Origin of the sequence: Streptomyces sp. Inha503 (assembly GCF_047215865.1) — a bacterium.
GTDB lineage: Bacteria > Actinomycetota > Actinomycetes > Streptomycetales > Streptomycetaceae > Streptomyces > Streptomyces lycopersici.
On the sequence record NZ_CP178360.1, the window covers coordinates 4,344,879 to 4,358,197 of the forward strand.

Annotated in this window: 12 protein-coding genes; 6 read left to right on the forward strand and 6 right to left on the reverse strand. The window is 69.4% G+C overall.

The window, feature by feature from the left end:
• Window positions 1-95: 95 nt before the first annotated feature.
• A complete protein-coding gene (locus tag ACJX2R_RS18120) occupies window positions 96-497 on the reverse strand; it encodes a DUF3592 domain-containing protein (protein WP_413105886.1) in 402 nt (133 codons plus the stop codon).
• Window positions 498-925: 428 nt separating this feature from the next.
• A complete protein-coding gene (locus ACJX2R_RS18125) occupies window positions 926-2,095 on the reverse strand; it encodes a steroid 3-ketoacyl-CoA thiolase (protein ID WP_413100974.1) in 1,170 nt (389 codons plus the stop codon).
• A gap of 251 nt (window positions 2,096-2,346) precedes the next feature.
• Between ACJX2R_RS18125 and ACJX2R_RS18130 the strand changes: the two genes are divergently transcribed.
• Window positions 2,347-3,579, forward strand: coding sequence for a cytochrome P450 (locus ACJX2R_RS18130; RefSeq protein WP_413100975.1), 1,233 nt, complete (start codon window positions 2,347-2,349; stop codon window positions 3,577-3,579).
• A gap of 107 nt (window positions 3,580-3,686) precedes the next feature.
• The gene (locus ACJX2R_RS18135; RefSeq protein WP_262703738.1) at window positions 3,687-4,286 is read left to right on the forward strand and encodes an HD domain-containing protein; all 600 of its coding nucleotides are present in this window, start codon (window positions 3,687-3,689) and stop codon (window positions 4,284-4,286) included.
• Between the two features lie 82 nt (window positions 4,287-4,368).
• On the opposite strand, the gene ACJX2R_RS18140 is transcribed toward ACJX2R_RS18135, so the two are convergent.
• The 3 genes from ACJX2R_RS18140 to ACJX2R_RS18150 form a co-directional block, all read right to left on the reverse strand.
• Window positions 4,369-5,004 carry a superoxide dismutase family protein gene (locus ACJX2R_RS18140; protein WP_413100976.1) on the reverse strand — a complete coding sequence of 212 codons (636 nt, stop codon included), beginning with the start codon at window positions 5,002-5,004 and terminating at the stop codon, window positions 4,369-4,371.
• A gap of 99 nt (window positions 5,005-5,103) precedes the next feature.
• Window positions 5,104-7,191, reverse strand: a complete 2,088-nt coding sequence (locus ACJX2R_RS18145) for a bifunctional glycosyltransferase 87/phosphatase PAP2 family protein (RefSeq protein ID WP_413100977.1) — start codon at window positions 7,189-7,191, stop codon at window positions 5,104-5,106.
• A gap of 275 nt (window positions 7,192-7,466) precedes the next feature.
• The gene (locus tag ACJX2R_RS18150; RefSeq protein WP_413105887.1) at window positions 7,467-8,279 is read right to left on the reverse strand and encodes a helix-turn-helix domain-containing protein; all 813 of its coding nucleotides are present in this window, start codon (window positions 8,277-8,279) and stop codon (window positions 7,467-7,469) included.
• A 148-nt stretch (window positions 8,280-8,427) separates the two neighbouring features.
• On the opposite strand from ACJX2R_RS18150, the gene ACJX2R_RS18155 reads away from it, so the two are divergent.
• Window positions 8,428-8,838: a DUF2000 family protein gene (locus ACJX2R_RS18155; RefSeq protein ID WP_413100978.1), complete on the forward strand. Its 411-nt coding sequence runs from the start codon at window positions 8,428-8,430 to the stop codon at window positions 8,836-8,838.
• Between the two features lie 60 nt (window positions 8,839-8,898).
• Here the strand turns inward: ACJX2R_RS18155 and ACJX2R_RS18160 are convergent, their stop codons facing one another.
• Complete coding sequence (locus ACJX2R_RS18160) at window positions 8,899-9,813, reverse strand: AraC family transcriptional regulator (RefSeq protein ID WP_413100979.1); 915 nt, start codon at window positions 9,811-9,813, stop codon at window positions 8,899-8,901.
• 134 nt (window positions 9,814-9,947) lie between these two features.
• Here ACJX2R_RS18160 and ACJX2R_RS18165 point away from each other — a divergent pair, with 134 nt between their 5' ends.
• From ACJX2R_RS18165 to ACJX2R_RS18175, 3 genes are all read left to right on the forward strand, one after another.
• Window positions 9,948-10,931, forward strand: a complete 984-nt coding sequence (locus ACJX2R_RS18165; RefSeq protein ID WP_413100980.1) for a zinc-dependent alcohol dehydrogenase family protein — start codon at window positions 9,948-9,950, stop codon at window positions 10,929-10,931.
• Between the two features lie 482 nt (window positions 10,932-11,413).
• The gene (locus ACJX2R_RS18170; protein WP_262703744.1) at window positions 11,414-11,740 is read left to right on the forward strand and encodes an antibiotic biosynthesis monooxygenase family protein; all 327 of its coding nucleotides are present in this window, start codon (window positions 11,414-11,416) and stop codon (window positions 11,738-11,740) included.
• A gap of 373 nt (window positions 11,741-12,113) precedes the next feature.
• Window positions 12,114-13,310, forward strand: a complete 1,197-nt coding sequence (locus ACJX2R_RS18175; RefSeq protein WP_413100981.1) for a helix-turn-helix domain-containing protein — start codon at window positions 12,114-12,116, stop codon at window positions 13,308-13,310.
• Window positions 13,311-13,319: the final 9 nt, after the last annotated feature.

Here is a 13,319-nt window from a genome sequence, read left to right on the forward strand (position 1 = left end):
AGCGGGTCGGTGGTCCATGGGAACGCATCGCCAAGGACGCCATGGCCGCTGTCCAGCGCGGTCGGGACGCCGCGGCCGGCGACTCGTGCTCCTGGTCACGGCTGCACCAGGATGAGCACGGCCACGAACGCCTCGATCACTCCCACGAGCAGCCAGAACCGCACGGACGCCATCATGTGCCGCCGTGTGTCCACACAGGCCGACTTCGGTTTGTCCGGCAGGTACACCACGGGCACATGCTGCCCGGTCGGCAGTCCCAGCCCGCCGCCGGTCACGCGGGGTTTGAACTCCACCTGTTGCCCGCGCATGTCGGTGAAGGCGATGACGGGGACCCAGTGGCCGTCCCCGTGGCTGCTGGCGTCACTCTTCACGTGCACCTGTCCGACGACGACGCCGCTGGTGCGGATCCCGTGCTGTCGTAACTCCCGCATTCGTACGTTGCTCCGCAGCGCGCCCACGAAACACAGCACCGCCAACACCGCAAACACGTAACCCACAACAGCTCCTGTCCCACCGCCAGTTCACCGTCGGAGGGAAGGACGCCCTGCGGCGCAGCCTAGTTGCCACCTGTAGGGACCGGCCCCGCCGAGGTACGCACCGGCCCCCCTGTGCTCGCGCGGCTGACCATGCCGTGGCGCCACGAGAGCACAGCCAGGTACTGCGGCTCTGTGAGTTGGAACGACCGTCACCCCACACCCCTGCAGCCAATTCAGCAGCAGAGTCCCCGAACGCACGAAAGCGCCCCGACCTCCCGGGCTGGTACCGCTTGGCGGGAGCCGGAGAGGTGGCCCGCCCCGTGCCCTAGGGGCGCCGCCGTGTTGGCCGGGTTCAGCGGCACCTTCGTGGCGAAGGCGGCGAACTTCACGTAGAGGCCCCCGCCCGCCGGGTGGCGGCCGGAGTCCGACCCCGACCGCCACTCGCCCCCCTACAGCCGCTGAATGATCGTGCCCGTGGCCAGCGCACCTCCCGCGCACATCGTGATGAGCGCGAACTCCTTGTCCGCGCGCTCCAGTTCATGCAGCGCCGTCGTGATCAAGCGCGCCCCCGTGGCCCCCACCGGGTGTCCCAGGGCGATCGCGCCGCCGTTCACGTTCACCTTCTCCAGGTTCTGTTCGAAGACCTGCGCCCAGGACAGCACCACCGAGGCGAACGCCTCGTTGATCTCGATCAGGTCGATGTCCTTCAGGGTCATCCCGGCCTTGCCCAGGACCGCCTTCGTGGCGTCGATCGGGCCGTCCAGGTGGAAGTGCGGATCGGTGCCGACCAGGGCCTGGGCCACGATGCGGGCGCGGGGGCGGAGTTTGAGGGCGCGGGCCATGCGTTTGGAGGCCCACAGGACCGCGCAGGCGCCGTCGGAGATCTGGGAGGAGTTGCCCGCGGTGTGCACGGCGGTGGGCATGATGGGCTTGAGCCCGGCCAGCGCGTCCATGCTGGTGTCGCGCGGGCCCTCGTCCCGGTCGACGGCGCGCCACATGCCCTCGCCGGCCGTCTGCTCCTCCTCGGTCGTGGGCACCTGCACGGCGAAGGTCTCGCGCTTGAACCGTTCCTCGGCCCAGGCGCGTGCCGCCCGCTCCTGGGAGATCAGCCCGAGGGCGTCCACGTTCTCGCGGGTCAGGCCGCGATTGCGGGCGATGCGCTCGGCGGCCTGGAACTGATTGGGCAGGTCCACGTTCCACTCCTCGGGGAACGGTTTGCCCGGGCCGTGTTTGGAGCCGCTGCCCAGCGGCACCCGCGACATGGCCTCGACGCCGCAGCCGATGCCGATGTCGATGACACCGGTGGCGACCATGTTGGCGACCATATGATTGGCTTGCTGCGAAGAGCCGCACTGACAGTCCACCGTCGTGGCCGCGGTCTCGTACGGCAGTCCCATCGTCAGCCAGGCGGTGCGCGCGGGGTTCATCGACTGCTCCCCGGCGTGGGTGACGGTGCCGCCGACGATCTGCTCGACGCAGTCGGGCTGAATGCCGGTGCGGGCGAGGAGTTCGCGGTAGGTCTCGCCGAGCAGATAGGCGGGGTGGAGGTTGGCGAGCGCGCCTCCGCGCTTGCCGATGGGCGTGCGGACGGCTTCGACGATGACGGGTTCGGCGGCCATGGCTGTCTCGTCCTCTCATCGCATCCACGGGGCTCCCGGCAGCGCCCGCAGTCAGAACTAGTACGCGTTCTAGTTCTTCAGCTCAGTCTGCTGAGACCCGACCCGGGGGCGCAAGGGTTGTGCAGGGGTTGCGCGGACCAACAGGCGCATCGATCCCCCGAAACAATGGCCGCGATTTCTCTTGCTACTTGTAGAACCCGTTACTACCTTGCGGACACTTCTGATAGGCCGTCAGATCTCTGGAGTGGCCGATGTCCTGCCCAGCGCTCCCCGAAGGCTTTGACCTCACCGACCCCGACCTCCATCAGCATCGGGTGCCACTCCCGGAGCTCGCCCGGCTGCGGCAGACGGCGCCCGTGTGCTGGATCCCCCAGCCACACGGCGTGGCCGGCTTCGACGACGACGGCTACTGGGCCGTCACCCGCCACGCCGATGTCAAGGAGGTCTCCACCCGGCCGGAGATCTTCTCCTCCCACGCCAACACCGCGATCATCCGCTTCAACGAGCACATCCAGCGCGATCAGATCGACGTCCAGAAGCTGATCATGCTGAACATGGACCCGCCCGAGCACACCAGGGTCCGCCAGATCGTCCAGCGCGGCTTCACCCCGCGCGCCATCCGCGCCCTCGAGGACGCCCTGCGCGACCGCGCCACCCGCATCGTGGCCGGGGCCAGGGAGAGCGGCAGCGGGGACTTCGTCACCGATGTGGCCTGCGAACTGCCGCTGCAAGCGATCGCCGAGCTGATCGGCATCCCCCAGCAGGACCGGTCCAAGATCTTCGACTGGTCCAACAAGATGGTCGCGTACGACGATCCCGAACTGGCCATCACCGAGGAGATCGGCGCCGAGTCGGCCATGGAGCTGATCTCGTACTCCATGAACCTCGCCGCCGACCGCAAGGCGTGCCCGGCCAAGGACATCGTCAGCCGGCTGGTGGCCGCCGAGGACGAGGGCAATCTGGGCTCGGACGAGTTCGGCTTCTTCGTACTGCTGCTCGCCGTCGCCGGGAACGAGACCACGCGCAACGCCATCAGCCACGGGATGCACGCCTTCCTCACCCACCCCGACCAGTGGGAGCTGTTCAAGGCCGAGCGCCCCGCCACCGCCGCCGACGAGATCGTGCGCTGGGCCACCCCCGTGATGTCCTTCCAGCGCACCGCCACCCAGGACACCGAGCTGGGCGGGCAGCGCATCGAGGCGGGACAGCGGGTCGGCGTGTTCTACTCCTCCGCCAACAACGACCCCGAGGTCTTCGACGGCCCCGAGGCCTTCGACATCACCCGCGACCCCAACCCCCACCTCGGCTTCGGCGGCGGCGGACCGCACTTCTGCCTCGGCAAGAGCCTTGCGGAGCTGGAGATCCGGCTGATCTTCAACGCCATCGCGGACACCCTTCCGGACATCAGGCTCGCGGGTGAGCCCCGGCGGCTGCGCTCGGCCTGGCTGAACGGGATCAAGGAGCTCAGGGTGACGTACGCGTAAGAGGTCGCGGTGACCTACGCGTAAGGAGCTCGAAGTGACCTGTACGTAAGCTGTTCGTGCCGCGCCAGGAGTCCCACAACCCACCGGGCGGGGGCACACTGACCGCCATGAGCGAGATGTACGGCCCGCACGGTGCGGCGGGCGACCGTCGAAGACTCTTCGACTTCATAGCCCTCACCGCCCGCCTCCGTGAGATCGAGCGCGCCAACAACGCCACTCCGGAGCGCAAGGAGAGCGTCGCGGAGCACTCCTGGCACCTGGCGATGGTGAGCTGGATCCTGCACGCCGAGTTCGAGCGCGAGGCCGGGCAGCGGCTCGACCTCACCAAGATGCTCAAGCTCTGCCTGATGCACGACCTCGTCGAGATGGACGCGGTGGAGCGGGGCGCCGCGGGCGGTGAGCCACCGCGCCTCGCCTCGCTCCCCGCGCCGCTCGGGACCGAACTCCTCGCGCTGTGGCGGGAGTACGAGGAGGGCCGTACGCCCGAGGCGTGCCTGGTGCGCGGGGTGGACCGGCTCAACCCCACCCTGATGCGCTGTCTGACCGGCCAGGGCTGGGGCGATATGGCCACCGACAGCCACGCCCCCGTGGACGCCGAGGCGCTGGACGGGCTGAATCTGCCGCGGGTGGCCGTGAGCGAGACGCTGCGCGCGCTGTACGAGGAGATCAGGGACGCCTCGGTGGAGGGCGGACTGCTGCCGCCGTGAGGCCTGGGCGGACTGCTGCCGCCGCGGCCTGACCGCCCTCCACCGAGCGCCGCCCGATACGCGATGTGCGGACGGAACGCCGCTACTTGAACGGCACGTTCACACACGCCACCCGGGCGCCCGCCTGCCCGGCCTTGCCCGACGTGGTACCCGTCGCATGCCTGTGGATCACCACGGAACGGGCCTCATCCGGCCGGAAGTTCCACTTCACCCAGGACTTGGCCCAGCCCTTGCCGTTGCTCCTGGTGGTGAGGTCCAGCCACACCTCGTTGTGCGGGTTGGCGTACTTCGGGTTGGTCGAGGGCTGCCTGGGGTCCTGCTTGTTCTGGTAGTGCGGCCCCGACGAGTCGGGCTTGGTGCCACACGGCTTCGTGTGGACGTGGATCCCGAAGTGGTGATCGGCCGCGAGGCCACGCACGCTGATGAACACGAACGTGCCCTTGTGCATCTTGTACTCGCCGCGACCCTCCCCACCTTCGTGGTGGTTCTTCATGCCCTTGCCGCTCAGCCGCGCCTCCGCGATGAACACCGACGCGGACGTCGGCACCAGCGACTTGTCGTACGTCACCGCACCGGCGGTCTTCGCCTGCGACGCGGGCTGGAACCTGTCGTGGACGAAGACGAAGGGGTGCGGCGGCGGCGCGGCGACCGCGGGTGTCGCGATGGCCATTGAGGCGCCCATCGCGACCGCCGCGGTTACTGCCTTCACCAGGGACATCCTTGATCCCTCCTCGGTCGGGGTCCCCGCTCCCCGTCTCGATTCCCGGATCCCCCCGTTTAACGCGTTTTCACGCCTTTCCGCCCCCTTCTCACCACGCTAGACCCGCTGGTCATGCCGCTCAACGCGAGCCCCAGCCCCCTTTTCGGGGGACTTGCCCGCCCCTGACCGGCCCTCCTCCGCGGCCTCGGCGTCGTCGTGCCGTCCACCGCGCTGCCGTACCAGCAGCCCCGGGACCAGCCCCCTGGCTCGGGCGACCGCGGCGCCCATCGCCGCCGACAGCGGTGGCGCCTCCTCGTGCGGGCGCCCGCCCACGCCGAGGAACACGTACTGGAGCGCGAACCCGGCCGTGACGATGACCGCGCCGCCGATCGCGTCCAGCACATAGTGGTTCGCGGTGCCCACGATGACCGCCGTCGTCAGCAGCGGATACAGGATGCCGAGCACCTTCGCCCAGACGTACGGCGCCACGATCGCGATGACCACCCCGCACCACAGCGACCACCCCACGTGCAGCGACGGCATGGCCGCGTACTGGTTGGACAGCTTGGTGAGCGCGCCGAAGTCCGGGTTGCTCAGATCCTGCGGACCGTGCGCGGTGTCCACGTAGCCGAGCCCCATCAGCCGCGGCGGGGCCAGCGGGTAGAGCCAGAAGCCGACCAGGGCGAGCAGCGTGGCGAAGGCCAGCGGGGTGCGGGCCCAGCGGTAGGTCGCGGGGCGGCGCAGATACAGCCAGCCCAGCAGGGACAGCGGAATCAGGAAGTGGAAGGTGCTGTAGTACCAGTTCATGAAGTCTTTGAGCCATCCGGTGTCGGCCACGATGGCGTTGAACCAGTGCTCGATGTCGATGTGCAGCCAGCCCTCGAGGGTGAGCACCTGGTCTCCGTGACCCTCGGCCACACCGCGCTCGTCCGGGGCGTGGCCGCGGATCCAGGAGTACGCGAAGTAGCCGACGCGGATCAGCATCAGCTCGAGCATCAGGTTCGGGCGGGACAGCGGCCGCTTGAGGACGCGCAGCAGCGGCACCCAGGCGAAGCGGCTCCTGGCCGGTTCGGCGACCGGCGTCGGCTCGGGGTCGTCCCACCGCGGCGAGGTGCGGGAGAGGAACGGCACCAGACAGGCGGCGGCGAGCGCGGCGAGCAGCGGCGCATTGTAGCCGATATGGCCGAGGATCTCGATGTCAGGCAGCAGCGCGGTGCGGTTGAGCGACATCGCCAGTACGACCAGAACCGGCCACACCAGCCGGTCGGAGCCGCGCCGCCCCACCCGGCCGACCGCGGCCAGCAGGATCCACAGCTGCTGGTGGAGCCAGGAGGTGGGCGAGACCGCGAGCGCCACGCTGCCGGTGATGGCGGCGGCGAGCAGCAGCTGCCCGTCCCTGGCGTAGCGCACCGCGCGCCGCAGGCCGATCACCATGACCGCGACCGCGAGCACGGCCAGCAGCGCGAGCTCCATCGGGCCCTCGACGCCGATACGCAGCAGCAGCCCGTGCAGCGACTGGTTGGCCAGGCTGTCGGCGGGGGCGCCGAGCCCGAAGCCGCCGATGTGGTGCCCCCAGTACGTCCCCGAGTCATGCGGCATGGCCGCCCAGGCGAGCGCGGTGCACACGGCGAACGTGGCGCCCGCGAGCACGGCGGCCCGGCGCCGTCCGATCAGCCACAGCACGACGCCGAACAGCAGCAGCGCGGGCTGGAGCGCCGCGGCCACTCCGATGAGCACACCGGCCTGCCGCCCGGAAGTCCTGGGCAGCACGGTGAGGACGACCAGGAGCACCGGGATGATGCTGGTCTGGCCGAGGGTGAAGGTGTTGCGCACCGGAAGCGACAGCACCAGCAGGCTGATGGCCAGCGGTGCGGCGATCAGCGAGGTGCGGCGGGAGACCGGGCCGGGCAGCGACCGGGCCACCACCAGCCCGAGGACCACGACCAGCAGCAGGGTGCCGAAGGTCCAGGCGACCCCGAGGCTCTGCTCGGCGGCCCGGGTCAGCGGTTTGAGGACGAGCCCGGAGAACGGGGTGCCGGTGAAGGAGTTCCCGTCGTACAGCGACCCGCTGACATGCAGCACACCCTGGTCGCCGATCCAGGTCTCCAGATCGGTCAGCCGCTCATCGGGCGGCAGCCGCAGCACCGCCGCCGCCTGACGGACCGCCAGCACGCCCGCCAGCAGCCACAGGGCCACCAGCCCCATTCTGGTCCGTGACGTCCGCGCCCCTACGGCGCCGGGGGCCGGCCCCGTGTCCGGGCTTCTCCCCAGTCCGCTCCGCTCCACGTTCGCCACGCCGTGCCGCTCCCCCACTCGCCCTCTTCATCTGTGCCGGATGTTTGGAGACCCTACTGAGCCCTCTACTCAGACGCGGAACACCCCCTCTTCACCTGACTGTCGTCCGGGGTTGTCCGAAAGATGTCAGCCTTTGGCAGGGTCCTTGCGCTCCGCGAGGGTCCGTACGGTCCGGGCCAATTTCATCAGGGCCGCGGGGTGCGCCGCGAATCGGGACTCGCCGCGCGCTGAAATGTTCCCGGCGTCACTCCGAAGCACCGCACGAACCACCGGTGGAAGTGGCTCTGGTCGGCGAACCCCGCCTGGGCCGCGGCCTCCGCCGCGCTGCTGCCCGCCACCAGCAGCCCGCGCGCCCGGCGCAGCCGTAGCTGCCGCTGGAAGTCGCTCGGCGCCATCCCGTACGCGGCGCGGAACGCCCGGTAGAGCGCGAAGCGGCTGCACCCGGCGGCCTCCGCGAGCCGCGCCGCCGGGATCTCCTCCGCGTACGCCTCCTCCAGCAGCGCCCTGGCCCGCCGCGCGGCCCGCACCTGCTCGCCGCTCCCATCGGCAAGCTCCCGGGCCCACAGCGGCCCGGTGGCCCCGCGCCGCACCATCGCCCCGACGGCCGCGGTCAGCCGCTCGTCCCGCACCAGCTGCCCGGCGCCGCCGACCAGGGCGGTGTGCAGCCGCAGCAGGGCGCGGGGCAGCAGCGGATCGGACACCACGGGCCGGTCGAACAGCGGCAGCGCCGCCCGGCCGTCCGCGCTGTCGGCCACATCGGCGAGGACATTCCGCACCACATCGGGACCTATATGGACGATGCGGTACTTGTAGCCCAGCTCGGCGGCCGCCTCCCCGTCATGCGGATCGTCGGGATTGAAGACCATCACCATCCCCGCCCCGCTGGTGCGCAGCGCACCCCGGCACCGGAAGCGCTGGGCGCCGACCTCGGTCACGGCGAAGGAGTAGGTGTCATGGCTATGGGGATGAAAGCGATGGCTGAAGAAGTGCGCGTGCATGGCCTCCACGGGCCGGTCGGGATCGCGCCAGTACCGGGCCCAGTCCTCCCGGCCCCGCTCCCCTTCTCCGACGGCGTCCACGGATCCATTGTGCCGTGGCGCACGAGCGTTCAAGACCGCAGGTCGCGGCAGTGGCGAGAGTGACGGCATGCGCTTCGACACCAAGATCGCCGTCATTGTCCGCTCCGACCTCGCCGACTGGCAGAAGCTGAACGTGACCGCCTTCCTCTCCAGCGGCCTGGCGCACGCCTCGGACGAGATCGTCGGCAAGCCGTACGAGGACGCCTCGGGCAATGTCTACCTTCCGATGTTCCGCGAACCGGTCCTCGTCTACACCGCCGACGCCCCCGCCCTCACCCGCACCCACGCCCGCGCCCTCTCCCGCGACCTGGCGATGTCCCTCTACACCGAGGAGCTATTCGCCACCGACAACGAGGACGACAACCGCGCCACGGTCCGCGCCGTCGAGGCCGACACCCTGAACCTGGTGGGCCTCGCGGTCTACGGGCCGCGCGGCCAGGTGGACAAGGTGACGAAGGGCTTGCGGCTGCACGGCTGAGGGCCCGGCGCCAAGGCCATGAGGGCTCAATGGCCATGAGGGCTCAATGGCCATGACGATTCAGAGGCCCCTCAGCTTCCGCCAGGCGCCGGGGGTGACGCCCTCCCTGCCCGAGAAGGCACGGCTCAACGCGCTGCCGGTGTCGTATCCGACGCGGACGGCGATCTCCTGGACACTCAGCGGCGTCTCGCGGAGCAGGACCTTGACCCGGTACATGCGCCATGCCGTGAGGTAGCCCAGCGGGGTGTCCCCCGTCCTCTCCTTGAACAGGGCGGCGAACGCCGAGCGTGACATCCCCGCCGTGCGGGCGAGTTCGTCGACCGTCCACGGATGGGCCAGGTCCGCGTGCAGCTCCTCCATGGCGACCGCCAGCCGCGGGTCCCGCAGCGCGGCGATCCAGCCGACGGTCCCGCCGCCGACATCCGTACAACAGGTCCGCAGCGCCTGGACGAAGAGCACATCGGACAGCCGGCTCATGATGAAGCCACCACCGAGCCCGCCCGCCGCGCTCTCCCGCGCGATGAGGTCGAACGTGGTGCGCAGGAGTTGGCTGGACGCGTCGTCCAGGTTCAGCCGGAACACCGGCGGCAGGAGCGCGAAGAGCGGTTCTGCCGCCACGGCGTCGAAGGCGAATCGGGTGGAGACGATCCGCGTGAGCTCACCGTCGCCCCCGACCCGCGCCACGTTGCCCGGAGCCTGGGAGACCAGGCCGTCGCAGTCGACGACCTCGCTGCCCTCCTCGTCCTGAAGCGTGAACCTCACCCCCGCGCGGACGAGGAAGCAGTCGTTCGTCTCCAGCCGTTGCGGCCCGGCGAGCGTGTCCGCGACGAGCCGGCACGCGCCACGGGAGATCAGGACCAGCCGGGCGAGGTGCCGGGGAGGGAATGAGATTCCCCAGGGCGCACGGGCGTCCACCCGTACGTACCGCGCGTCCTCGATCTTCATCGTGGCGAGGAGATCGTCAATCGGATCCATTCCCACTCCCCTGAACCCTCCTGGCCTCTCCTGGCCTCTCCTGGACGATCTGCGTCAAACAATGGACGCCAAGATACAGATCGTCCAGCCGGGCGCGCCTACCGTGGAGGCTCCATACGAACGAAGGGTGGGAAGTGCGAACATTTCAGGTGGGAGCGGACGGTGGCCGGGTCACCTCGGCGGAGCGCCCGGTGCCGAGCCCGGCAGCGGGCGAAGTACTCGTACGAGTGAAGGCCAGCTCCCTCAACGCACGCGATCTGCTCATCGTCACCGGCCGGTACTCCGTCGACGTGCCGCCGGGGCGCATCCCGCTCTCCGACGGCGCGGGCGTCGTGGAGGCCGTCGGGGACGGGGTCTCGCGGTTCCGAGTGGGAGACCGTGTCGTGGGTACCTTCCATCCGACCTGGCTGTACGGCCCGTTCCCTGAGTGGGGGCAGTTGCGCGGCACGCACCGCGACGGCTGGCTCACCGAATACCTGGCCCTCGACGAACAGAGCCTGGTCGCCGTGCCGGACCAGCTGTCCTTCGAGGAAGCCGCCACGCTTCCGTGCGCCGCGCTCACCGCGTGGTCGGCCGTGAGCGGCATCGGCCCGGGGGACGCTCTCCTGGTTCAGGGCTCGGGCGGGGTATCGGTCTTCGCGCTGCAATTCGCCCGCCTGGCCGGCGCCCGCGTCCTGGCCACGACGTCCAGCGACGCCAAGGCCAGGCGCCTCGGCGCTCTCGGTGCGTCCGATGTCGTCGACTACACCAGCACACCGGAGTGGGGCGCGCGAGTACGGGAACTCACCGGCGGTGGCGCTGACCGCGTCGTCGAGATCGGCGGCGCCGGAACGCTCTCCCAGTCCATCGACGCCGTCGCCCACGGCGGTCAGATCGCCCTCGTCGGCAATCTGGCGGCGGGCGGCGGCATGGACGTGACGCGGTTCTTCCGTCGCGCCGCGACCCTCCGGTCGATCAGCGTCGGCAGCCGGAGCGACTTCGAACGGATGAACAAGGCCATCGCCCAGCACCGGCTCCGGCCCGTCATCGACCGCGTCTTCCCCTTCGAGGAGGCCCCGGAGGCGTTCGCGTACTTCGAGAAGGGCCCACGCTTCGGCAAGGTCGTCATCACCCACTGACCGCCGCCTTCAAGCGCCGTTGACCGCCCGAAAATCAGTGGAGCCGCACTCCGGTGTGCGTTAGCGTGCTCCAGCCCACCGTCACCCCGTCAAGGACGTGCCGATGTACACCAAGTGAGACCCCCCAAGCGCTGATCCGTCGCGCGTCGCACCTGTGCGCCGTGCTCCCTTTCGCTGCGGTCTTCTCACTGGAACCGGTGTAACTGTATGTCCAAAAACTGGGCGATTGTGCCCACACTGATAGCCGAACTGCTCCGGGACCCCGTCGTACGTCGCCGCGACACGGGCGGCCCGGGTCGGACCGACCGGCCCGCCTGGCAGTCGCCGTACGGTCCGCCGCCGCACCGGTCACACCGCGGCCGGTGGGCGCCCGTGCCGGGATGGGCGGGGCCTCGATCCGCTCTGCGGCGTGTCCGGTCCGCCTGACAGGCCCCGGCGTCGTAGCCCGCGGCCTTCCCCGGTGATGCGGCAGGATGGTGGACATGAGCATCGTCAAGATCAATGTGCTGGCGGTCCCGGAGGAGCAGCGCGAGGTGCTGGAGAAGCGCTTCGCCTCACGGGCCGGGACGGTCGAGAACTCCGACGGCTTCGAGTGGTTCGAGCTGCTACGCCCGGTCGAGGGGACTGACCAGTACCTCGTCTACACGCGCTGGCGCAGCGAGGAGGACTTCCAGGCGTGGATGGAGGGCCCGATGAAGGCGGCCCACCAGCGCGGCGGCGAGGACGCTCCGCAGCAGAAGCCCGCCGCGTCCGGCTCCACGCTGTGGTCCTTCGAGGTCGTCCAGCAGGCCGCACCCAAGCAGGGCTGATCCCCGGACCCCTCGCCACCACCGCCGGCCCCCTGGCCCTGGCCAGGGGGCCGGCGGTTTTGTGTGGCACCCGTCATAAGGGCTGACGGGTGCTCACGTGCCCCGATGCACATCGGGGGCACTGGCACGGCGGCCACACCGATGTCTCAATCGGCCTCAGGGGCTCGGTGGTCCTGACCACCAGCGTTGGCCCATAGGTCCTTCCGCCGTCCCGCGACACGCGCATGGTCATCATCGCGCGGCCCTTCAACGTGTCCGACATGTTGTCGCTCCCGTCAGCGGTCCTTACGTACGTCAAAGACAACCGGGCATGTGCGGTCGCAGTTGGTGATCACCTGGTGACTGCGCGGTGACAAGCCGTACCCTGGTCACCATGAACAGCGGGGAGTTCAGCCAGAGAGTCCGCGACCTGATCCGTGACCGGAACATGAGCGTGCGAGCGGTCGCCCGCCACCTGAACTACGACCACGCCTACCTGTCCCGCGTGCTCTCCGGGAAACAGCAGCCGTCGACGCAACTCGTGACGGCGCTGGACAAACTGCTCGAGACAAACGGGGAACTCGCCGAAATCGCGGTACGAGTAGCACCACCAGCGGAATCACCGGAAGCGACTGAATCACCGTCCATCGCTGATCGGATGCTCAAGCTCAACGAGGCACGCGGAGCCGACTTCGCACAGGCCATCCGCGAGACTTCCCATCGGCTGGTCGTCCTGGACAACGAACTCAGCGGGGTATCCATCGCGGAGCCCGCGGGCCGTGCGTTCAAGATCGTGCATCGGCGGCTCGGGGCCGGAGACTACGATCCCCGGTACGAGCGCGACATTCAGTCGGCGGCTGCGGAACTCGCCGAAGTCGCGGGCTGGGTTCTTTGGGACGCGGAAAGAGACGACGCCGCCCAGCGCTTCAACCATGAGGCCCTATTGCTCGCCAATGTCTCCGGGGATCGCTCCATCGAATTGCTGACGCTACAGAACATGGCGATGCAGAGTGAATGGCGTGGACGGAACCAGGAGGCGCTGTCCATCGCCCGGTCGGTACTCAACCGTAGACGGCTGTCCCCGCGCGTCGAAGCAATGTTCCGCATCCGTGAGGCCAAGGGGCTGGTTGGCACGGGCCGTACGTCGGACGCGACCGAGTCGCTCGAACGCGCCCGGTCGCTCATCGAGAACAGTAACGATGTCGGCGAACCGGCCTGGGCATGGTGGTTGACTAGCGGGGAGATTGACCGCCAGTGGGGTCACACACTTCAGATCGCAGGTGACGTGGGGAAAGCCATCGAGCGGCTACTGCAATCCGTACAACCAGGGCGTGACGTCACGACTGGCTACTCAAGCGAGCGAGTCGCACGGCTCGCCCAATGCCTACTGGACGTCAATGCCTGGCGCGACGCGGAAGACGTCATCAGGTCCCTGGTCACCGCCGCACCCGGAATCTCCTCAGGACGGACCCTCCGCCTCATCGGTAACGTCGCCAAGCGGCGCGAAACGCTGAACGGTGCGCCGACCAGCCTTACGGACACTCTTGAGCACCTGGCGGAAAAGCTCGATGAGGACCCCTTCACGCTGTGATACGCGAGT